Raw genomic sequence first — 23,377 nt, forward strand, 5'->3', positions numbered from 1 at the left:
TCTTTCTACTTCAGTTGTACGCGAGGATCGACCGCCTGGTACAGCAGGTCGGTGAGCAGGTTGAAGAGCATGGTGGCGGCGGCAACGTACACGGTGATCGCCTTGATCACCGGGAAGTCGCTGCGCTCGACGGCCAGAATCACTTCACGCCCGATGCCGGGGATGCCGAAGAAGCGCTCGAGCAGGAAAGCGCCGATCAGCAGGGCCGGCAAGTTCGACATCACATAGGTAATGATGGGAATGCCGGCATTGCGCAGCACGTGCACCCACATGATGCGGCCTTCCTTGAGGCCCTTGGCGCGCGCCGTGCGCACGTAATCCTGGTTCGCCTCGTCCAGCACGAAGGTGCGGAACAGGCGCAGGGTCGGCGCAATCGACACGGCCAGGCCGATCAGGATAGGCAAGGTGGAATAGCGCAGCAGGTTTTCCCAGAAGCTGTCGCCCCAGCCCTGCACGGGGAACAGGCCCAGTTTATAGGCGAAGCCGTACTGGAAGACGATGATGTAGACGAGGATGGAAATCGACATGCCCACCGTGCAGGCGATCATGACGGCGCGGTCCGTCAGCGAACCGCGGACAAACGCGATGGCCAGCGCCAGCGCCACGCCAAAAAACGTTTCCAGCACGGTCAGCGGAATCAACACCATCATCGACGGCCCCAGGCGCGAGGTGATGATGTGCGACACGGATTCCCCCGTGGCCCAGCTCTGGCCGAAGTCGAACGTGACGATCTGCTTGATGAAGATCCACAGTTGCACGTAATACGGCTGGTCGACCCCGAGCTGGCGGCGGATGTTGGCGATGCTTTCGGCACTCGACATCTTGCCGGCCAAAATGTAGGCGGGGTCACCGCCGACCCAGTTGAACAGGATAAACACCAGCAGGACCACGCCCAGCATGGTGGGCAGCATCTGCCACAGGCGGCGCAGGATATAAGCAAACATAATGATTCCTTGTCGTTATAAGCTGCGCTTATTTAGTGGCGGGAGCCGGAGTAGCCACTGGCGCACCGCTGCTGTCGATATCCATGTACGCCCATTCCTGGAACAGGATCGGGTGCTTCTTGTAGCCTTGCACCGACTTTTGCGCCAGCATGTTGCGGTAGCGCGCATAGCCGATCAGGGCGCCCGCATTGACTTCCAGGCGGCGCGCCATCTTGTGGAACAGCTCGTCGCGCTCGGGGCTGGCCGGCATGGCCTGGCTGGCCGCGTACCATTTATCGTATTCGGGATCCTGGTAGCAGCCATTGTTGTTCTGGTGCGTGTTCGGGCCGTAGAACAGCTGCATGAAGTTGTCGCCGTCCGGATAGTCGGCCAGCCAGGGCGCCGTGCGCGTCTGCATCTTGCACTGCTTTTCCGTCTTTAAAATGTCGGAAAAGATCATGCGGTCGTTTTCCATGCGGATGCCCAGCGAGTTGTAGGTCTTGCGCCACATTTCCGCCTGCAGCACGCCATTGGCTTCGTTGCGCGAAGCGTAGCGGATCAGCAGCGGCTTGCCGTCCGGCAAAGTACGCCAGCCATCGGCGCCCTTCTTGTAACCGAATTTATCCAGCAATTTGTTGGCCAGCACGGGATCGTATTGCAGCAGGGATTTGTAGTGGGGATCGTAGCCTACGACACCGGGCGGTATCGGATAGTCGAGACGCTTGGCCTGGCCATTCCAGATGATGCGGATTTCCTCGTCGATATTGTGCGCCATGGCGATGGCGCGGCGCAGGGCGATCTTTTCCTTGCTGAAGCCGCCCAGGGTCGGGTCTTCCATATTCCAGTAGTAATAGCTGATTTCAGGATCGAGCAGGCGCGACAGTTGCACGCCCTTCTCCGCCAGCTCGGGACGCAGCTTGCCGTTGAGCAGCGCTTTCGGCGCCAGCGGGCCATCGAGCCAGAACACGTCCGTGCCGCCGCTCTGGAACGACAGCCAGCGCGACTGGTCTTCGATCATCACGGAAATTTCGATGCGGTCGATGGCGGGAATGCGTTTACCCTGCATCTGGCGCACGATGCGCTGGTCGTCCGGATCGTCGCCGGCCATGAAGTTCCACGTCTCGGGCAAGTGCTGCGGGTTGCGGTTCAGGACGATGCGGTTGCCGCGCGTCCACTCACCGAGGGTGTAATAGCCGGTGCCGACGGGATTCGAACCTACCTCGCCCTTCACGTCGCCATATTTATCCACCACTTCGCGCGCCACGGCGGCCGTCGGCACGTAGGCGAGGATCATGGGGAAATTGAAATCGGTCTTGGTCAGCGTGATGCGCAAGGTGTACGGGTCGAGGATTTCCAGGCCGGCCACCTTCTTGTTGAAGTCGAGCTTGTTCGACTTGGCCGCTTCCTTGGCCAGATCATCGAGGCCCACCACCTTGCCTTCGAACAGCCAGCTGTGCGGCGAAGCCAGGCGCGGGTCGAACAGGCGCTTCCACGAATACACGTAATCGGCCATCGTCAGTTCGCGGCGCTTGCCGCCGAACGCGGCGTCCGGCGTGAACAGGATGCCTTTTTTCAGGCGGATGGTGTAGGTCTTGCCGTCGGCGGACACTTCCGGCATGGCGGCGGCCGCGCCGGGCACCACCTTCACGGGACGCGCCAGGTAATCATAGGTGTACAGGGTGTCGAAGACGGCCTGCGTGATGTGGTTCGAATACAGGTCGCGCGCGGTGGCCGGATCGAAGCCCGTCTCGGCGGCCGGCAGGATATAGCGCAAGGTTTTCACCGGCGCGCCCGCGGCAGGGGCGGCATCGGCGGCAACGGCCGCCAGCGGCAGGGTGGCCAGGCAGGCGAGCAGCGCCACGCGCCGCATCCATGGTGACTTCATGTAATACCCTTCATCTCGATTATCTGTCGCACCGCATTGGTGCGCCTGTACTGGCTTCCCCCTGGGATACAGGATTCCACCGCCAAAACCAGTCCATCCACGCAAGATCTATGCCTTGCTCATCGCCAGCCCCGTCCGCATGCAGGCGCGCTGGAAAAAGGCGTAACGATAACGCATATTTTGTCCGCCGGGCGAAAAGCCGCAGTGTTGGCGTGGCACGCAGCCACGGCTGCCCGATCACGGGGAGAATCTTCCGCAGCGCAACAAAGGCAGCTCGCCACCATGACAAAACGCCTTGGTAATAACCCTTACGGCCCCGAATGACAGCTGTTTTTATGGCAGTACGGAAAATATGCGGCGCAGTGCAACATTGAAATAATTGCAAATATTGAAACAAGTCAACATTATAAAAAACACTGTTGTTTCCATGCCGAAAAAGCATGTGTGCGCGTTGACAGGGTTTCCCGTCAAATGGTCTTATCAATCACGGCAACGCACGATATGCCGTTTGACCCACAGCGATTGCCGACGCAGCAATCTTTATCACCCTGGCAAAGCTGTGCCGCACACAGGCCGGCCGAGCACACTTTCGGAGTTCTGAGAATGATGATGGAAACAGTGATATCCCGCTCCGTACGCCTGATCTTTTCGGGTAGCGTGGCAGCGCTCAGCCTTGGCATCATGGCTGCGCCGGCAATGGCGCAAGACGCCAATGTGCAACGTGTGGAAATTACAGGCTCGAGCATCAAACGAGCCACGGCCGAGACCGCATCGCCGGTACAACTCATCACCCGCGATGACTTGATGAAATCGGGCAAGGCCACCGTGGCCGAATACCTGCAAACCCTGACCGCCGATGGCGCCGGCTCCCTGCCGACGGGCTTCGGCAACGGCTTTGCCGCCGGTTCCACGGCCATCTCGCTGCGCGGCCTGGGCGCCACATCGACCCTGGTCTTGCTCAATGGCCGCCGCATGGCGCCGTTCGCGCGCGCCGATGACGGCCAGAAGAGCTTTACCGACCTGTCCACCGTGCCGATGCAAATCGTCGAGCGCATCGAAATCCTCAAGGACGGCGCCTCGTCGACGTATGGCGCGGACGCCATCGCCGGCGTCGTCAACATCATCCTGCGCAAGGACTTCGAAGGCCTGACCCTGAAGGCCGACACGGGCATCTCCGGCGACAGCGACGCCAAGCAGCACCGCGCCTCGCTGACCTTCGGCAAGGGCAACCTCGACACGGATAAATTCAATGTCGTCGTCAATGCCGAATACAGCAAATCGGACATGCTGATGAACAGCGACCGCGCCGGGCGCAAATGGATAGGCAAGGGCGACCTGCGCCCGTATGGCTATGCGATCAACACCCAGTTCGCCGGCGGCTACATCAACAGCAACAACGATGCGAATCCCTCGCCGACAGGGCTGATCCGCGACCCCGTCACCAACAACTATGTCTCCCTGCCCGGCTGCGCCACCTTGTCCGCGTCTTCACCGCAAGATCCGAAAGGCGGCTGCGTGTGGCACCACGACCAGTTCCGCGCGATGCAGCCAAAGATCGAATCGGTCAACCTGTACACGCGCGGCACCTGGCAAGTCAATGCCGACACCCAGGTGTACGCGGAAGCAGGCTACTCGAAACGCGACACGGCCTTTACCATGATCCCGCCATCGGTCACACCCACGGTTGCCTTCCCGCCGAACGCCGGCAACCAGGCCGGCGTCATCAACTACGCCAGCGGCGCCGACACCAGCATTGTGCTGGCCGCCAACCATCCGCAAAATCCGTACGGCGTGCCGGTACGCGTGCGCTACCAGGCTTTCGACGTCGGCCCCAGCACGCGCCAGGCCAACAACGAGTTCAACCGCATCGTGCTCGGCGTCAAGGGCAATGCCATGGGCTGGGACTACGATGCCGGCTACACGCATTCGGAATCAAAGCTGCACCTCGATTACAGCAACATGCTGAACATGGCCGTCGTCAGGGATGCCCTGGGCGATTCCAGTCCGGCCAGCAAGCATTTCCCCTACTACATCGGTGCACAGGCAGGCAAGAATCCGGCCTCGCTGTACGCGGCCATGGTGACGAACGCCACCTCCGATTCGACGACCAAGCTCGACATCATCGACTTCAAGGCCTCGCGCGAGCTGATGCAGTTGCCGGGCGGCGCCTTGGGCCTGGCCGTGGGCGCGGAACACCGCCGCGACAAGCTCGACAATCCATCGCTGACTGGCACGGAAGACGGTTCCATCAACGCCAGTTACGTGGCGGCCAAGGGCGACAGCAAGGTGTCGGCCGTGTTCCTCGAAGTGCTGGCGCCCGTCTTCAAGACGGTGGAACTGTCGGGCGCCTTGCGTTACGACAAATACGACCGTTTCTCGTCGACCACGCCGAAACTGGGCGCCAAGTGGACGCCACTGAAAACCTTCGCCGTGCGCGGCACGTATTCGGAAGGTTTCCGCGCGCCGGGCCCGGCCGAAAGCAATGCCGATTCGCAATCGACGGGCACCGCGACCGTAAGCGATCCCGTGCGCTGCCCGGGCGGCACCCGCCTGCCGGGCGCCAATGCCAGCGACTGCGAACTGCAGGTGGCGGCCGTCAAGGTCGGCGACCCCAGCCTCAAGCCGGAAAAATCCAAGGGCTACACCCTGGGCATCGTGTGGGATCCGTTCAACGATACCAGCCTGTCGCTCGATGGCTGGAAGATCAAGCGCGAAAACGAGATCAATCCCCTGCCGTACAACGAAGCGGCCGCCCTGCCGACCGCCATCCGTTCCGACAGCAACCTGACCATCAATGGCGTGGTGGTGCCGAACACGGGCGTCTTGCTGATCACCAAGGCGCCGTACCGCAACTCCAGCTTCACGGAGATCAAGGGTATCGACCTGGACATCAAGCAGCGCGTGCGCCTGGGCGACTACGGCCGCGCCACGTTCGGCCTGACCTGGACCCACATCGCCTCGTGGGTGCGGGCCGAATCGTCCACCGTGCGCTACCAGTTCGCCGGCACGCATGGCAATTGCGATACCTCCAACTGCGCCGGCACGCCGAAGGACAAGATCAATCTCACAGGCTCGTGGGATCTGGGCAACTGGAACGTCAGCGGCGTGCTGAACTATCGTTCAGACATGAAAAATATCAAGTTTGAGGGCATTCCTTGCTCCTCCAAACTGGCCGACGGCACCCCGGCGCCGAACGGTTGCAAGCTCGCCTCGTTCACCACGCTCGACCTGTCGAGCCGTTGGAACGTCAACAAACAGTTGCAATTGTTTGCCTCGATCAACAACGTGACCGACAAGATCGCGCCGCTCGACCCGCTGACCTATGGCGGCATGAGCTACAACCCGATGGATGCCAGCGGCGCCATCGGCCGCTACTTCAAACTGGGCGCCAGCTACAAGTTCTTCTAAGCTGACGCAGGCATCCTGACGCGAGGCGGTGAGCAATCACCGCCTTTTTTTGTTCCGACTGTGGCGCGCGAACACGCATCCACATGCCTATTGCGCAAACGCAAACCTTAGCTCCCGCGCGCCTGTAAAACTCCCTTGCAGGCCACTTGGCCAAACCCACGCCACAGGAGTGTCAGATGATGCCAACCCGCAGTCCCTTCCCTGCCTTGCGCCTGCTGTGCGCAGCCTTGCTCGGTGTTTATGGCCATGCGGCCATGGCGCAGGACACCGACACAGCCGGCACGCCCGCCATGCAAAGAGTCGAAGTCACCGGTTCCTCCATCAAGCGCCTCGTCGCGGAAACGGCAACGCCCTTGTCCATCTTCAAGGCCGAGGATTTCGCCAGACAGGGCTTGACGACGGCCCAGGAAGTGCTGGGCAGGATCCCCGCGAACGCGTCGAGCATGGGCAGCGGCAATGCCGTCGGCGGCAATACCAGCGGCTTGCCCACGGGCGGCCAGGCCAGCGCCGACTTGCGCGGACTGGGCGGCGACAAGACGCTGGTGCTGCTCAATGGCCGGCGCATCGCCAACCATCCGTACGATGGCGCCAGCGTCGACCTGAACATCATTCCCATCGCCGCCCTGGAAAGAGTCGAAGTGCTGCGCGACGGCGCCTCGGCCATCTACGGCACGGACGCCATCGGCGGCGTCATCAATTTCATCACGAAGCGCTCCGTCAACGTCACGAACATCACGGCCGAAATCATCGCCCCCCAGCACAAGGGCGGCGACGAGCACCGCCTCAACCTGTCGACGGGCTTTGGCGAGCTCGACACGGATGGCTACAATATTTTTGGCGTGCTCGACTACCACAAGCAAGAAGTGCTGACCTCGCAGGACCGCGCCTTCTCGGCCACCGGCATCATCCCCTCGCGCGGCCTGTCCATTACCAGCGGCACGACCTTCCCCGGCAATTACTTCGATGCGGCGGCCAACGGCGGCAAGGGCCTGGCCGGCAATCCGTATGCGGCCAGCGGCTGCCTGCCGCCGCTGTCGGTGCCGGCCGTGCCGGCGAACGGCACTTGCCGCCAGGATTACACGCGCCAGATCGACGACCTGCCGGCGCAGGAACAGCTGGCCTTCTTCGGCAAGGGCGCCTTCAAGCTGGGCGGCGGCCACCTGGCCACGGTGGAATATCTGCATTCGGAAAACAAGGTGAAGGCACGCACGGCGCCGCCGCCGCAAACAGGCTTGATCCTGCCCAGCACCAGCCGATACTATCCGGGCAATGCGGGCGGCGTGCCGGCCCAGCCGGGCTTGTCGGGCCAGCCCCTGAGCGTCAACTGGCGCCCCGTCGAGGCAGGCCAGCGGCAGATCGATTCCACCGGCAAAGCCGACCGCCTGGTGCTGGCGCTGGAAGGGGAACTGGCGGGCTGGGATTACAAGACGGGACTGAGCCATGCGATCAGCAAGTCGTCGGAGAAATTTACCAACGGCTATGTGCAGGATGCGAGCTTTGCCGCTGGCGTGCTGAACGGCATCCTGAACCCGTTTGGCGTGCAGGATGCCCCCGGCAAGGCTTACCTCGACAGCACGGCCCTGCGCGGCGAAGTGCAGAACGCCAGGGTCACCACCACGGGCTTCGACCTCAAGGGCAGCCGCGAGCTGATGCAACTGGCCGGCGGCCCGCTGGCCATCGCTTTGGGCGGCGAAGTGCGGCGCGAAAAGGCCGACTTCAACGTCAACCGCGACATCGCCGGCCAAGCCACCAGTTCCGGCTTGTCGGGCTCGCTGTCGAAGCGCGGCTCGCGCTCCATCCAGGCCGTCTTCGGCGAAATCAACTTACCGCTGATCAAGGACCTGGAAGTGCAGCTGGCCGCCCGTTTCGACCATTACAGCGACGTGGGCAGCACCACCAATCCCAAGCTGGCCCTGCGCTACCAGGCCAGCAGCGCGCTGGTGCTGCGCGGCTCGGCCAGCACGGGTTTCCGCGCCCCCACCCTGTTTGAAAAGAATGCGCCGCCGTCGAAGAACGATACCAACGACAGCTATGACGACCCGATTTTGTGCCCCGGTGGCGTGCCGCAACCGGGCGCCAATCCCTTGCGCGATTGCGACTTGCAGCAGTTCAAGCTACAAGGCGGCAATGAAAACCTGAAACCGGAAAAATCCACGACTTTCGCCTTCGGCCTGGTGCTCGAGCCGATCAAAGAAGTGACCGTCGCCATCGACTACTGGAACATCCATTTGAAGGACAAGATTGGCTCCTTACCCGAGCAATCGATCTTCGGCAACTACGAGAAATACAAGGCCTTGTTCCTGCGCAATCCCGATGGTTCGCCCTACGCCATTCTCGACCTGAACGATAACATCGGTGAAGTGAAAACCGACGGCATCGACGTCAGCCTGAATGCGCGCCTGGCACGCGGCGCGTATGGCGATGTCAACGTCACGGTCGATGGCACGTGGACCCACAAGTACGACTACCAGAACGAACGCAACGGCGCCTTCATCGCCAACGTGGGCCGCTATGCCGACAACAATCCGGTATTTCGCTGGAAGCACACGGCCACGCTGAACTGGCGCAAGGGCAACTGGGGCGCCACCCTGTCGCAATCGTTCAAGTCGCGCTACACGGACCAGAACCTGGTCGAGCCGCCATACCGGCACGATGTGTCGTCGTACAGCCTGCTGGGACTGTCGGGCAGCTATGCGTGGAAGGGCTTGCTGCTGACGGCCGGCGTGAAGAACCTGCTGGACAGGGAGCCGCCGTTCTCGAACCAGGGCACCTTGTTCCAGAAAGGCTATGACCCGCGCTACACGGACCCGGTCGGGCGTGCGTATTACCTGCGCGGCAGCTATACGTTTTAAGGGGAAAAGTTCAGGTCGACAGCTAAAACAGGCAGCGCTGGCAACAGCGTGCCAGCGACAGAAAAGCGGCGCCATCAGCGATGATGTGCGCCGTTTTATTTTACGCATCTGAGCAGGACTGACAAGGGTTCACGATACTTTATTGCTGAAGGATTATAAAAAAAACAGGAAAATGTTGCATTTTGTCCAAAAAGTCCGCGCGAAATTGACAATCTGAATGGTGAATGTTTTGATGAGGGCCCTGAAAATTTACAGAATTTTCATTGGTGGATTTGTAAAAAGGCAAATAAATTGTTGGCGAGCAACAAGTTATTTCAAAATAATTGCCGCCTTTATCACAATAACAAGGAATTTCAGATGATGATAGAAAATGTAATATCGCGGTCGCTGCGCCTGATGTTTGCAGGCGGCATGGCCCTGAGCATGCACGCCGCGTATGCGCAAGAAACAACAGATGGCACCATGCAACGCGTGGAAGTCACAGGTTCGAGCATCAAGCGCATCGCTTCCGAAGCGTCGCTGCCGGTGCAGTCGTTCAACCAGAAAGACATCAAGAAAACCGGCGTCACCACGGTGACCGATTTCATTCAGCAGATTCCTGCGATGCAGGGCTTCTCCGTGGCCGCCGATTCGGTTGGCGGCGGCGGCGGCGGCGTCACCACGGCCTCGATCCACGATATCGGCGCAGCCTACACGCTGGTACTGCTGAACGGCCGCCGCGTGGCGCCATCCAATTCCGGCACCACCATCGACCTGAACTCGATCCCGCTGTCGGCCATCGAACGCGTGGAAGTGCTAACGGACGGCGCCTCGGCACTGTATGGCGCCGACGCCATCGCCGGCGTAGTCAACTTCATCCTGAAAAAAGGCGCTGCGCCGCTGGAAATCAATGCCAAGTACTCGCGTCCTGAAGAATCGGGCGGCGCCAGCAACTCGATTTCGATCAGCAAGGGCTTCGGCGACATCGACGATGATGGCTACAGCATCTTCGTGTCGGCCAGCCATGACGAACAAAAATCGCTGAAAGCATCGCAGCGCAGCTTCGCGAAAAGCGGCATCATCAATTTCAACGATCCGAAGACCGGCAAGGCGCTGCAATTCATCAACGGTTCCTCGCGTTCGGCCCCTGGCAACGCCACTGTCGATTACAACCGCACCGATCCGCTGACTGGCGCCGTGGTCATCAATCCGAAGACCGGCACGCCCTTCGTCGATAGCGTCAACCTGAACCCGTACGCATTGGCCCATGGCGGCAAATGCGCCGCCAGCAACATGGACTTCTATGGCGACGGCAACTGCTATTTCGATTCGCCATCGACCATCGAGATCAATCCTGAATCGAAGCGTGACGCCATCTTCAGCTCGGGTACCGTCAAACTGGGCAAAACCGGCTTCCAGGGTTTCTATGACCTCGCCTACACCGAAGCGCGCGTCATCGCCAGCATTGCGCCATACCCGGCCGATTTCTCCGTCGACGTCGGCTCGCCGCTGTTCAACAAATACCTGGCGCCGAACCTGACGCCAACGCAATTGGCCAACGCCACGGGCGCCGTCGCCAAATACCGCCTGTCGGAAATGGGCAACCGCGTCTACAACTACGGCACCAAAGCCACCCATATCGTCGCCGGCGTCGATGGCAATGCATTCGGCTGGGACATCAATTCCGCCGTGACCTACTCGAAAAACAAGCAGACGCAGCAATACGTCAGCGGTTTCCCCCTGTCGGACAAATTCGATGCGCAATTGGCTGATGGCAACATCGACCCGTTCGCCTACCCTGTGGGCTCGATGCCGGACGCCATGCGCCAGGCACTGATGGGCACGGGCTTCAGCGGCACCTACAACACGCAAACCGTGGAAATGAAGGGCGTCGATGGCCGCGCTTCGCGTCCCGTGTTCTCGCTGCCGGGCGGCACGGCCATGCTGGGCGTGGGCGCCGACTACCGCAACACCTCGTACAAGGTGCAACAGGCGGACGTGGCCAAGCAGGCGCAGATCCTGTTTGACAATGTACAAGTCGACAGCGAATACGCGCGCGACAATGCGGGCGCGTATGCCGAACTGATGCTGCCGATTTCGAAGAAACTGGAAATGACCGGCTCGCTGCGTTATGACCAGATCGGCGCCATCGACAACAAGCTGACGGGCAAGACGGTAGGCAAGAAAGAAAACGCCACCACCTGGAAAGTCAGCGGCAAGTATTCCGCGACCAAGAGCCTGATGTTCCGCGCCGCTGCCGGCACCGGCTTCCGCGCCGCCAGCATGCAGGAAATCGCCGGTCCGCTGGAAGACTGGGGCGTTACCGGTGGTAACTATCAATGCCCATTGACGGCAGCGAACGGCATGGGCGGTCACCCGCTGGCCAACTATTGCGAAGGCGTGGTACGCCAGCAGTTCGAAGCCTTCCAGAGCGGCAATCCGGAATTGAAACCGGAAACGTCGAAGCAATGGAGCATCGGCACCGTGTTCGAGCCGATCGACAGTCTGTCGATGTCGTTCGACCTGTGGAACGTGCAGATCAACGATCAGGTGACACCGGTCTCCGAAGGCTTGATCTTCAGCAATCCAGCCAAGTATGCCGACCTGTTCACTACCAAGCACATCACCTCGACGGGCAAGGACGTGCTGGCCGTCAAACTGCTGCCAATCAACATTGGTAAAGTGGAAAACCGCGGTATCGACTACGACTTCACCCACAAGATGAAGCTGCTGGACGGCCGTCTGACGAGCCGCCTGATGGGTACCTACCTGCTGCGCTCGCGCTACACGACGCCAGGCACGAATGATCAATGGGAAACCAGCCTGAATCGTTACGGTTCGAACGACAAGGTCAGCTTCCGCAACATCATCCGCGCCACCACCACGTTTGAGACGGCCAAGTTCACGCATACGCTGAGCGCCAGCTATCGCAATGGCTACACCGACAAGGAACAGACCGCCAAAGGCTGCGCCGTGATCGTCGCCGGCAGCCCAGGCGAATGCTATGGCATCCAGCTGGAAGTGCCGAGCTACACCACCTTCGACTTCCAGACGGCTTACCGTCCGCTGAAGAACGTGGAAGTCACGGCTGGCATCCTGAACCTGTTCGACCGCGATCCGCCGTTCACCCTGCGTAACACGGGTTCGCATCAAGTGGGCTACAACCCATCGTACTCGAGCGCCCTGGGCCGCCAGTTCTACCTGAGCGGTTCCTACAAGTTCTAAGCTCATCGTGAGCTGAAAACTGAAAAGCCCGGAAAGCTTAGCTTTCCGGGCTTTTTTTCATGCTGCGCGCCACGTCACTTTATTCCGCGTCGCCCTGCAAGCGGCGCTGCTTGACTGCCGCCGCCAGGTTTTCCAGCACGGCCACGCTGGCGCTCCAGTCGATGCAACCGTCCGTGACGGACTGGCCATAGATCAATTCCTTGCCCGGGATCAGATCCTGACGCCCCGCCACCAGATGCGATTCCACCATCACGCCGACGATGCGGCCATCGCCGCCGGCCACCTGGCTGGCGATGTCGGCGCACACGGGGATCTGGTTTTCCGGTTTTTTCGAGCTGTTCGCATGCGAAGCGTCGATCATCAGGCGCGCCGCCAGGCCTTGCGCCCCGATGGCCTTGCACGCCTCGTCCACGCTGGCCGCGTCATAGTTCGGGGTTTTCCCGCCGCGCAAGATGATGTGGCAATCCTCGTTGCCGTTGGTCGAGACGATGGCCGAGTGGCCGCCCTTCGTGACGGAGAGAAAATGGTGCGGCTGCGAGGCGGCCTTGATGGCTTCCACGGCGATTTTGACATTGCCGTCCGTGCCATTCTTGAAGCCGACGGGACACGACAATCCCGACGCCAACTCGCGGTGCACCTGCGACTCCGTCGTGCGCGCGCCGATGGCGCCCCAGCTGATCAGGTCGGCGATGTATTGCGGGCTGATGACGTCGAGGAATTCGGTGCCGGCCGGCAAGCCCAGCTCATTGATGTCGCGCAACAGCTCGCGCGCCATGCGCAAGCCGTCGTTGATGCGGAAGCTGTTGTCCATGTACGGGTCGTTGATCAGGCCCTTCCAGCCCACCGTGGTGCGCGGCTTCTCGAAGTAGACGCGCATGACGATTTCCAGTTCGCCAGCGAAACGCGCACGCTCCTTGACGAGCAGGCGCGCATATTCCATCGCCGCCTTGGTGTCGTGGATGGAGCAAGGGCCGATCACCACCATCAGGCGGTCGTCCTGGCCATGCAGGATACGGTGCAGGGCAATGCGGGCGCTGGCGGCGGTCTGTTCGGCTTGCTCCGAGCAGGCGAATTCGCGGATCAGGTGGGACGGCGGAGTCAATTCCTTCATTTCGCGAATACGCAAATCATCGGTGCGGGGCATCATTTTCTCCAAAATTTAAGGAAGGGTAAAACATCTGGGTAAAAAAAAACCGCCATCAGTGGCGGTTTTTTAGAATTTGCTGGGATCTCGTGTTGCTGCTACGTGAACCGACCGCTACTCCACCGCCTTTGGGTTGGAATTGCTAAAGTAAAAATAAGCGGTAAAAAAGTGGCGAGCGAACATGCGAGTCATCCGTAAGTGATGAACGACTATAAACCTAAATTGCAACGGTTGGCAAGCATATTTGTCGGCAAAGCCGCATGCCGCCGCCGTTTTACACTGCACAACACGCAAAAAAGCATAAAAAGTTGCGCGCTGCCGATACCCGCCTGTTCGCCCCTACCGCTGTGCTCGTCGTGGCAACCACGCCACGCCGGCCATTCTATCGACGACAAGCGGGGCACTACTTGATCTAGATCTAGTCCCGGCGTCGCCGCACGGACAAAACTCAAGGACGTATCGATGACCTTTGACTGCCTGACCTTTCCGGAGAACCGCATGATCCCTACATCATCCCTACAGTCCGCCGCCTTTTCACCACCCAGACTGGGCCTGGCACTGGCCAGTGCGCTGCTGAGTCTACCCGTCCTGGCACAGGACGCCGCGCCGATTGCCCGCGTGGAAATCACCGGCTCGAACATCCGCCGTGCGCAAGCGGAAACGGCTTCTGCCGTACAAACCCTGAACGCAGCCGACATTGAAAAGTCGGGCAAGTCCAGCGTGGCCGAACTGCTGCAGACCCTGGCCGTCGACAACCAGGGTTCCGTCCCCACCACCTTCGGCAACGGCTTTGCCGCCGGCGCTTCCGGCGTGTCGCTGCGCGGTCTCGGCACGGCCTCGACCCTGGTGCTGCTGAATGGCCGCCGCGTCGCGCCGTATGGCCTGGCAGATGATGGCCAGAAAGTATTTGCCGACCTGAACATCATTCCCCTGGAAGCGGTGGAACGGGTGGAAATTCTCAAGGATGGCGCCTCGGCCATCTATGGCTCCGACGCCATCGCCGGCGTCGTCAACGTGATCCTGCGGCGCGACTACCAGGGCACGGCCATCAAGGGCAATTACGGCAAGACGAAGGAGTGGGACGGGCGCGATGCGCGCGCCGCCATCACGCACGGCTTCGGCGACATCGACAGCGACCGCTACAACGTGCTGTTGAACCTCGAATACAGCGAAAAGGCCGCCATCTGGAACCGCAACCGGGCCGGGCGCGGCGCCATCGGGCGCAGCGACTTGCGCGACCTGGGCTTCAGCGCGCAGGAGTCGCTGAGCGGCGCGGGCGCCATCACCACCAACAATGCGGCCGGCAGCGCCGTCAACGGCAATGTGCGCAATCCCGACACGCTCGACTACTACAACCGCGGCAACCTGGCCGGCGCGGATTTTACGCGCACCTTCCCCGGCGCCGCCTGCGGCAACTTCACCACGCATCCGCAAGGTGATCCGGGCGGCGGTTGCCTGACCGATGCCGCCCAACAATACGGCCAGATCCAGCCCAAGCAAAAGAACATCAATTTCTTCGGCCGCGCCGCCTGGCAATTGACGCCAGCGCTGCAAACGTATGCCGAATTGAACCTGTATCACAGCAAGTCGAACTCGGCCACCACGCCATCGACGGTCAGCGGCTCGGTCGGCTACCCGGGCGGCCCTGTCAGCAATGCGGGCGTGTCGCTGGGCGCGGCCCATCCGGACAACCCGTATTTCGGCACGGCGGCGCGGCTGCGCTACCTGGCGGCCGACGTGGGGCCGCGCCTGTCGGAAGTCAACTCCACCTTCACGCGTTTTGTCGCCGGCATCAAGGGCAGCGTGGCGGGCTGGGATATCGACAGCGCCCTGCTGTACTCGCAGAACAAGGTGTCAAACGACCTGGACGGCTACCTGCAGCGCGACGTGGCCTTCGCCCTGCTCAACCCGACTGCCGCCAATGTGGCGGCGGCCAGCCTGAACCCCGCGTATGCGGCCCTGCCAGCCGGCAGCCTGTGGCGCATCGCGGAAAACGCGGGCCTCAATTCCGCCGAGCTATACGCGGCCCTGTCGCCGCGCATCTCGAATGACGCCAAAACGCATATCGCGCAGATCGATTTCAAGGCCAGCCGCGAATTGGGCAAGCTCGACGGCGGCAGCCTGGGCGTGGCCGTGGGCGCGGAATTCCGCCACGAATCGACGGAACTCAAGCCCACCACGGGCACGGAACGGGGCAATATCATCGGCCTCGGCTATTCCGCCTACAAAGGCAGCCGCAATGCCTCGGCCATCTATGCCGAGGTGCTGGCGCCCGTGCTGAAGACCGTGGAACTGTCGGGCGCCCTGCGCGCCGACCATTTCACCGACGTGGGCAATTCCTACACGCCGAAAGTAGGCGTGAAATGGACACCCGTGCGCGAACTGGCCCTGCGCGGTACCTTCGCCAAGGGTTTCCGCGCTCCCAGCGCGGCGGAAAACGGCGTCGGCGGCCTTGCAGCATTCTCCACCGCCAGCGATCCGCTGCGCTGCGCGCTGGGTGTGGAAGTGGCGTGCGATCCAGCGGCAATCGCCGTCATCACCTCGCCCAATCCGAACCTGTCGCCCGAGCGTTCGCGCAGCTATTCCGTGGGCGCCATCTGGGACCCTCTGCCGCGTACCAGCATTTCCGTCGACCTGTGGCAAATCCGCCGCAAGAATGAAATCAACCAGGAGCAAACGGATGCGGCCATTGCCGCCGGCAACGTGGCGCGCGACCCCACAACGGCCACCGGCATTCCCGGCGATCCGGGCGCCATTACGGCCGTGCTGGCCAACTATGTGAATTCGGCGCAAACGACGGTGCGCGGCATCGATATCGACGCGCGCCAGCGCTTCAGCCTGGGCAGCGACTATGGCAGCCTGGTGTTCGACGTGAAATGGACGCATCTGTACAAATGGCTGCGCACGGAGCAGGACGGCACGCAGCGCGATTTTGCCGGCACGCATGGTAATTGCGACGTGTCCAACTGCATGGGCACGCCGGACGACCGCATCAATCTGGGCGCCACCTGGGAACGCCAGAACTGGCGCGTCACGGCCAACGTCAATTACCGCGCACCGCTCGACAACGTGCGGTTCAAGAATGACCCGGACGGCTGCGCCACGCATTTCGCCGACGGCACGGATGCCCCACACGGTTGCCGCATCGCCTCGTTCACGACGGTGGACCTGACGGCCCGCTGGCTGGCCACGCCCAAGCTGGAAGTGTTTGCGACGGTGCAAAACCTGTTCGACAAGATCGCCCCGCTCGATCCGCTGACCTATGGCGCCACGGGCTACAACCCGCTCGACTATGCGGGCGCGGCAGGACGGTTTGTCAGCGCGGGGGTGAAGTACAAGTTCTGAGAAATAGCGGTGGTGTCGGGTTACGCGCTTTGCGCTAACCCGACCTACGCGAGCAGCATGCCAAAAATGTAGGTCGGATTAGCGGGGCGTAGCCACGCGTAATCCGACACCATTGTTGGCCTCACAGTGCCCGAAAAGATCAGGCAGTCCCGCCAACCGTGATGCCATCGAGGCGCAGGGTTGGCTGCCCCACCCCCACGGGCACGCTTTGCCCCTCCTTGCCGCACACGCCCACGCCCGAGTCCAGGCGCATGTCGTTGCCGATCATGGAGACGCGGTTGAGTACGTCCGGGCCGTTGCCGATCAGGGTCGCGCCCTTCACCGGGTAGCTGAGCTTGCCGTTTTCAATCATGTACGCTTCGCTGGCCGAAAAGACGAACTTGCCATTCGTGATGTCGACCTGGCCGCCGCCGAAGTTGACGGCATACAAACCATTTTTGACAGAGGCGAGGATCTCGCCCGGATCCTTGTCGCCACCGAGCATATACGTGTTCGTCATGCGCGGCATGGGCAGGTGGGCAAACGATTCGCGGCGCGCATTGCCCGTCACGGGCATTTTCATCAGGCGCGCATTCATGGTGTCCTGGATGTAACCCTTCAGGATGCCGTCCTCGATCAGGGTCGTGCACTGCGTCGGGTTGCCTTCGTCATCGATATTCAGCGAGCCTCGGCGGCCGGCCAGGGTGCCGTCGTCGACCACGGTGACGCCCTTGGCCGCCACGCGCTCGCCGATGCACCCGGAAAACGCGGACGAGCCCTTGCGGTTGAAATCGCCTTCCAGGCCATGGCCGATCGCTTCGTGCAGCAGGATGCCGGGCCAGCCAGGACCCAGCACGATGGTCATGGGGCCGGCGGGCGCCGGGCGCGCGTCCAGGTTCACGAGCGCTGAATTGACGGCGTCCGTCGCGTATTGTTCCAGCACGGCATCACTGAAATAGTCATAGCTGAAACGTCCGCCGCCACCGGCCGAGCCCGTTTCGCGGCGGCCATTCTGTTCCGCAATCACGGTCAGCGAGACGCGCACGAGAGGGCGGATGTCGGCCGCCAGCACGCCGTCGCTGCGCAGCACCAGCACCACGTCGTATTCGCCGGCCAGGCCCGCCATCACTTGCACCACCCGGGGATCTTTCGCCCGCGCCATCTTTTCCACGCGTTCAAGCAATTGCACCTTGGCCGTGGCATCCAGCGATGCGAGCGGATCGTTGGGCAGGTACAAGGAACGTCCACCCTGGGCAAGCATCTGGCCCGCGATCTTGATTTTGCCGGCGCCGGCGCGCGCAATCGTGCGCGTGGCCGCCGCCGCTTCCAGCAGGGCACGCTCGGAAATGTCGTCGGAATACGCAAACGCCGTCTTGTCGCCGGACACGGCGCGCACGCCCACGCCCTGGTCGATGGAAAAACTGCCCGTCTTGACGATGCCCTCTTCCAGGCTCCAGCCTTCGCTCTTGGTCGACTGGAAATACAGGTCGGCATAGTCGACCTTGTGCGTAAACATCGTGCCCAGGGCTTTGAGCAGCTTGTCTTCATCGAGGCCAAACGGCGTGAGCAGGATATCGCGCGCCACGGCCAGGCTGGACAGATTGGGTTCAAATGGGATCATGGCTTTTTCTCAACATTCAATTTACATCGTGCGGTGGGCCAGCGCTGGCAGCGACTCGCGCACGCCGGCCAAAAACAGCAGGTCGATCTCGCCGCTGACCACGCCCTCGCCTTCGGGCAACACGGCTTTCACTTCGCCCCACGGGTCGATCAGCATGCTGTGGCCCCAGGTGCGGCGGCCGTTCGGATGCAGGCCGCCTTGCGCCGAGGCCAGCACATAGCACTGGTTTTCGATGGCGCGCGCGCGCAGCAGCACTTCCCAGTGGGCGCTGCCCGTCGTATGGGTAAACGCGGCCGGCACGACGATCAGCGCGCAATCGCCCATGGCGCGGTACAGCTCGGGAAAGCGCAGGTCATAGCAGATGGACAGGCCGACCCGGCCGAACGGCGTCTCGATCGAGCGCACCTGCGCGCCCGGCACGATGGTACGCGATTCGTTGTACGACTCGGTGCCGCGCGTAAAACCGAACAGGTGGATCTTGTCGTAGCGGCCGGCCGGCGCGCCTTGCGGGTCGTACACCAGCGTGGTATTGAGGACCTTGCCCTCCTCGCCGGAAATCAGGGGCAAGGTGCCGCCGATCAGCCAGATGCCGTGCTGGCGCGCCATCTGCGCCATGCCATCCTGGATCGGGCCGCTGCCGGGCTGTTCCGCATGGGCCAGCTTGTCCGTTTCCTGCTTGCCCATGATGGCCCAGTATTCGGGCAACACCACCAGTTGCGCGCCAGCGGCGGCGGCCTGCGCCACCAGACGCCGTGCCGTGGCCAGGTTGTCGTCCACGGATGGCGAGGAAATCATTTGTACTGCTGCGACTGTATGCATCATTGCCACCTTTTCTCCATTCGAACGCCTCGCCTATTTCGCCACGGCCTCCACGGCTGCGGCGGCAGGCACGGCGACGGGATCCAATTTACCACCATCGAGCTTGGTCACGACGGGCGATTTCCACGGGCCGGCGATCTGCATGTGATAGGTGAGCGCCTTCATCACGGGTGCGCGCAGGAACAATTGCGCGAGGAAACTACCCAGGCCGATGACGGGGTTGACGGCCAGCGCGTAGACGAGCGGCCCCGTGCCCAGGTTAAATTCCGGGATCACCACCACGTGCAGATTCGTCGTTTCATTGGCGATATCGGCCGTGCCATCCATCAGCACGGTGGCCGCCACGCCGTGCATCTTGAGGTTGTCGGTGGTCACGACGCCGCGTTTGATGCTGGCATTGGCCGTGATGCCGTCGAAGGCCAGGCCTTCGGAAAACACGTCGTGGAAATCGAGTTTCAGCAAGCGGGGCAAGGCTTGCAGGCTGAGCACGCCCAACAGCTTGGCGGCGCCCGGATCCTGCTTGAGGAACTGGCCCGACTCCACGTTCATCTCGATCTGCCCAGACAGGGTGGGAATATCGAGCGAATACGGCAAGCCGTTCCAGGCGATGTCGCCGCTCAGGCGGCCTTTGCCGCGGCGCACCGTGTCGGCAAAGCCGAAACGGTCGAGCAGTTTGCCCGCGTCGACGATATCGAGGCCAAAGCGCAGGCTGGTCGTGCTTTGCCCATCCTTGATGACCCATTTGCCATTGCCGCTCAGGGCGCCATCGGGATTCGATAATTGCAGCTTGCCCACGCGCCACTCGCGCCCGCCCGCCGCCATGGTGTTATAGGCTTGCAACTCCAGCCGGCCGATCTTCTTGTTGAACAATTCAAATTGCTCGGCGACGATATCGAGCGAAGGAATCGACTGGGCGCCGCTCTTTCCCTCCAGCAAATTCTTCACGTCGTTGGCGGCCGACTCCGGAATGATCAGCGACGACAGGCGCGCCGTCATCTTGCCCAGGCCCGACGGCGTTTCCAGCCAGGTCACATAGCCCGACACTTGTTTCGCATCAATATTGGCTTGCCACACATCCTTCTGGTGCGTGGCGCCCACCACCACGTTTTCCAGCTTGCGCTCACCCAGCATCAGTTCGCTGGCGCGGGCCGCCATCATGTCCGGCACCACGTATTGCGCGATATCGGGCGCATCGTCGGCGGCGCCGCTGTCGGTGGGCGCCGTGGCGCTGCCGGCGATCTCGCTGCCGACGGCGATCCAGCTGTCGACGTCCAGGGTTTTCATATTGACGTTGAACATCATGCCGCTGTCCGGCTCTGGCGCCGGCACATTCACGCCGATGCCGCCGCGCACCAGGCGCCAGGCGTCCTTGCCCTGCTTCTGGCGCTGGTAGCGCGCAGCGATTCCGGATCCCAGCGCGATGCGGATATCGTCCGTGCGCAAGCCCGCGCCATTGGCCGCATTGCCCGTCAGGGTAAATTTCACGGGCAGGCTGTCGCCGGCCGGTTTTTTCAGGGGGGCGGGGAAATCCAGGCCCAGGCCCGTCAGCGGCGACTCGACATTGACCACAACCTGGTGGTCGCGCGCCGTGATCAGGCCGCTGTAACGGGCGCCGCCATTCAAATGTTTCGCCAGGCGCTGCAGCACGGGCGCCGGATACGTCTTGCGCAAGCCGTCGATGGTCATGTTGCCGGCAATCTTGACCTGGATGGTATCGTCCGCCTGCGTGCCGCCCGAAATGGCCAGCGGCCCGCCCAGCAGGCTGCCGTTCAAGCCATTCAGGTTGACGCCCTTTTCAGTGAATTCGATCTTGCCCTGCGTGCCCAGCACGGGCGGCATGTCGTGGAACAGCACCACGTCGTTGCCCGCCAGCTGCAAGCTGCCCTGCACGGTCGATTCGAGCATGCGCTCTGTCGGCAAGTGCAATTTGAGGGCCAATTTGGCGTTGCCCGTCGCCGTCGTTTCATCCGTGAAATGCTCGATCCAGCCCAGCACGGGGCTGGCCGTCACGTACTTGAGAAATTCCTGCATCGGACCAGCTGCGTTGCCTTCAATATCGAGCAGGGTGTCGAAGACGGTCAGGTCGGGGATCACGGCTTTGACATTCGTCAGGGCCACGCCGCCCGTGGTGGCCGTGTCGCCGCGAATTTCCATGCGCGCCCGTTCAAACACGAAACTGCCCTTGATCTTTTCCGCCTGCGGCCACAGGGGCGCCTTGCCCGCCAGCGGGCCGCTTTCCGCGAACTCGCCGGGCGCGTAGTTCAGGGTGCCATTCTCGATCTTGCCGGCCACGCGGAAGTCGCCGCGATTGCGCTGGGCCGGCGTATCGCCCTTGAAGGGGAAATGCTCGAGTTCGCCGCGCAGGCGCAGGCTGACATCGCTCGCCACGCCGCCTTCCAGCGCCCCCGTCAGCCAGTGGCGCAGGTGCTCGGGCGTTTGCAGCGGCAGATAGCGGCCGATGGTGTTGATCTGGAAATTATCGATGCTGCCTGTCAAGTCGACCTGGCCCAGATTCTTGCCATCGAGCGGCAAACGCTGCGAGCCATGCAAGGCGACTCGCATGCCTTGTTGATTTAAATCAAGCCTGTCCAGGTCGACTTGCAGCATATTGTCTGCTTGGAAAGCCCAGCGTGCCGCCATTTCGAATTGTTCGAACGGCAAGGCGGGCTCACTCAAATAGGAGGCCAGTTGCAATACCAGTCCCTGTGCATCGATATCGATCTTGCCGCCCTTGTCACTGGCGTCGAGACTGCCAGTCAAATGATCGAAACCGGGGATAGCCGGTGCAGCCGCCTGTGCGGGGCTGGTCGCCGTCTTCGCCACAGCCAGGCGCGCCGGCTGCGCATTCAGCCCAAGATCGATGAGCTTGCCGCGCAAACGGTAGCTGGCCGGCGTCGCCATCTCGCCTTCCCATTGCGCCGAGAAATCCTGCAAACGCCCGCGCGGCGCCAGGGCGTCGAGGCGCTGCCGCTGCTGTTCGCCCAGCGGCAGCTTGTCGGCCAGCGCGGCCAGGGTGTGCAGATCGAGCGACTTGGCCGTGATTTCCGTGCGCGCCGGCTTGCGTTTGGTGGCGGCAACAAAGCGTTCGGACAGGGTCGTGGGCGGCAGGCTGAGGCCATCTCGGGTTTCCACCGCGAAATTCGTCAACTCGACCTGGTGCCCATACGCGCCAAACGTCGGCTTGCCGTCGGGCACCTGCGCCGACAGTTCTTCTTTTGCCGAAATGCGTCCGCTGACGGACAACAGGTCGAGCGGCGCGATATGCTCGCCCAACTGCGCCGTCACATCCGTCAAGCCGACGTCGGCCGTGAAGCCGGCCAGGCGCGCGTGATCCAGGCTCAACCAGGCGCGCAAGGCGCCCTTGCCCTGGCTCAGTTCGAACGGGTAATCGAGGTAGCGGCGCCAGGCGGCCAGGTCGGCATTTTTCAGGTCGGCGTACAGCTCGCCTTTCCACATCGACACGTCGGAGATGCGCGTACTGAAAGGCGGGTGCGTGAAGTGAGCGCGCACATCGATGGGCGCGGCCAGGCTGGCCGGCGGCGTGGCTTGCAAGCCCAGGCGGTGGCTGCGCCAGCGGTTGCGCAGCAGCAAGTTAACCTGGGTTAAAGCCAGCTCCGGCGTGCCGCGCGCTTCATCCGTCCAGCGCACCTTGCCGTCGCGAATGATGATGTCATGCTGCGACAGCAGCCAGTCGGCGCCCTTGCCATCGCTGCCTTGCGTGCCGTCGATCAACACCCCGGCCACGTACAGCTTGCCATCCTTGCTGCGCCGCACGTCCAGGTCGGGCCGCGTGATTTCCAGGGTTGTAAAACGCACGGAACCGAGCACGCTCCACCATGACACGGTGGCCGATATGCTCGGCAGGCTTAGCGCCTGGCGCCCCGCCTGGTCGCGCAGGGTCACATCGCCGAGGAAAAGATTCGGCCGCACGCCATGCCACGAGGCATAAATACGCGCAATGCTGACAGGGTTGCCCAGCGCGCGGCTGGCCGCCCGCTCGATATCGCCCTTGTAATAATCGATATTCGGCAAGATGGCGTAGCGCAGGAACAGGAATAGCACGGCGAAGGCGAAATACGCCAGCAGCACCAGTTTGATGGTAAAACCCAACACATGGTGGGTAGCCAGGTTGGCCATGCGATAGGCGGCACGCAGCCGCTGCCAGCGCAGGGCCAATGGCACATGTTCTGTCACGCT

The 23,377-nt window shown here is 62.1% G+C and carries 10 protein-coding genes; 4 read left to right on the top strand and 6 right to left on the bottom strand.

The genetic code is table 11. The features are described from left to right. Window positions 1–5 precede the first annotated feature (5 nt). Both ACPJXG_RS22940 and ACPJXG_RS22945 read right to left on the bottom strand, forming a co-directional pair. On the bottom strand, window positions 6–944 hold the full coding sequence (locus tag ACPJXG_RS22940) for an ABC transporter permease (RefSeq protein WP_034782513.1): 939 nt from the start codon (window positions 942–944) through the stop codon (window positions 6–8). 28 nt (window positions 945–972) lie between these two features. Beyond that, window positions 973–2,808, bottom strand: a complete 1,836-nt coding sequence (locus tag ACPJXG_RS22945) for an ABC transporter substrate-binding protein (protein ID WP_081922696.1) — start codon at window positions 2,806–2,808, stop codon at window positions 973–975. A 681-nt stretch (window positions 2,809–3,489) separates the two neighbouring features. On the opposite strand from ACPJXG_RS22945, the gene ACPJXG_RS22950 reads away from it, so the two are divergent. From ACPJXG_RS22950 to ACPJXG_RS22960, 3 genes are all read left to right on the top strand, one after another. Continuing rightward, window positions 3,490–6,216 (top strand): TonB-dependent receptor, encoded by a 2,727-nt coding sequence (locus ACPJXG_RS22950; RefSeq protein WP_425252443.1) that lies wholly within the window; start codon window positions 3,490–3,492, stop codon window positions 6,214–6,216. A gap of 176 nt (window positions 6,217–6,392) precedes the next feature. Then, the gene (locus ACPJXG_RS22955; RefSeq protein WP_425252444.1) at window positions 6,393–9,068 is read left to right on the top strand and encodes a TonB-dependent receptor; all 2,676 of its coding nucleotides are present in this window, start codon (window positions 6,393–6,395) and stop codon (window positions 9,066–9,068) included. Window positions 9,069–9,425: 357 nt separating this feature from the next. Continuing rightward, window positions 9,426–12,272, top strand: coding sequence for a TonB-dependent receptor (locus ACPJXG_RS22960; protein ID WP_425252445.1), 2,847 nt, complete (start codon window positions 9,426–9,428; stop codon window positions 12,270–12,272). Between the two features lie 79 nt (window positions 12,273–12,351). Here ACPJXG_RS22960 and aroG read toward each other — a convergent pair whose 3' ends face one another. After that, window positions 12,352–13,416: a 3-deoxy-7-phosphoheptulonate synthase AroG gene (aroG, locus tag ACPJXG_RS22965; RefSeq protein ID WP_035828690.1), complete on the bottom strand. Its 1,065-nt coding sequence runs from the start codon at window positions 13,414–13,416 to the stop codon at window positions 12,352–12,354. 498 nt (window positions 13,417–13,914) lie between these two features. Here aroG and ACPJXG_RS22970 point away from each other — a divergent pair, with 498 nt between their 5' ends. Next, a complete protein-coding gene (locus ACPJXG_RS22970) occupies window positions 13,915–16,761 on the top strand; it encodes a TonB-dependent receptor (protein WP_035828689.1) in 2,847 nt (948 codons plus the stop codon). A gap of 139 nt (window positions 16,762–16,900) precedes the next feature. Here ACPJXG_RS22970 and tldD read toward each other — a convergent pair whose 3' ends face one another. The 3 genes from tldD to ACPJXG_RS22985 are packed head-to-tail and all read right to left on the bottom strand — an operon-like array spanning window position 16,901 to window position 23,374. Continuing rightward, a complete protein-coding gene (tldD, locus tag ACPJXG_RS22975) occupies window positions 16,901–18,361 on the bottom strand; it encodes a metalloprotease TldD (protein WP_425252446.1) in 1,461 nt (486 codons plus the stop codon). A gap of 21 nt (window positions 18,362–18,382) precedes the next feature. Next, the gene (locus ACPJXG_RS22980) at window positions 18,383–19,183 is read right to left on the bottom strand and encodes a carbon-nitrogen hydrolase family protein (RefSeq protein ID WP_099400774.1); all 801 of its coding nucleotides are present in this window, start codon (window positions 19,181–19,183) and stop codon (window positions 18,383–18,385) included. Between the two features lie 30 nt (window positions 19,184–19,213). After that, entirely contained in the window at window positions 19,214–23,374 is a 4,161-nt protein-coding gene (locus ACPJXG_RS22985; protein WP_425252447.1) for a YhdP family protein, read from the bottom strand. Between the last annotated feature and the right edge of the window lie 3 nt (window positions 23,375–23,377).

Source organism: Janthinobacterium sp. NFX145, from assembly GCF_049810325.1.
GTDB lineage: Bacteria > Pseudomonadota > Gammaproteobacteria > Burkholderiales > Burkholderiaceae_D > Janthinobacterium > Janthinobacterium rivuli.

Coding starts and splice junctions, on each gene's coding strand:
- ACPJXG_RS22945 (WP_081922696.1), bottom strand. CDS start 2,808: ATGAAGTCACCATGGATGCGGCGCGTGGCGCTGCTCGCCTGCCTGGCC.
- ACPJXG_RS22940 (WP_034782513.1), bottom strand. CDS start 944: ATGTTTGCTTATATCCTGCGCCGCCTGTGGCAGATGCTGCCCACCATG.
- ACPJXG_RS22955 (WP_425252444.1), top strand. CDS start 6,393: ATGATGCCAACCCGCAGTCCCTTCCCTGCCTTGCGCCTGCTGTGCGCA.
- ACPJXG_RS22970 (WP_035828689.1), top strand. CDS start 13,915: ATGATCCCTACATCATCCCTACAGTCCGCCGCCTTTTCACCACCCAGA.
- ACPJXG_RS22980 (WP_099400774.1), bottom strand. CDS start 19,183: ATGATGCATACAGTCGCAGCAGTACAAATGATTTCCTCGCCATCCGTG.
- ACPJXG_RS22960 (WP_425252445.1), top strand. CDS start 9,426: ATGATGATAGAAAATGTAATATCGCGGTCGCTGCGCCTGATGTTTGCA.
- aroG (WP_035828690.1), bottom strand. CDS start 13,416: ATGCCCCGCACCGATGATTTGCGTATTCGCGAAATGAAGGAATTGACT.
- ACPJXG_RS22950 (WP_425252443.1), top strand. CDS start 3,490: ATGGCTGCGCCGGCAATGGCGCAAGACGCCAATGTGCAACGTGTGGAA.
- tldD (WP_425252446.1), bottom strand. CDS start 18,361: ATGATCCCATTTGAACCCAATCTGTCCAGCCTGGCCGTGGCGCGCGAT.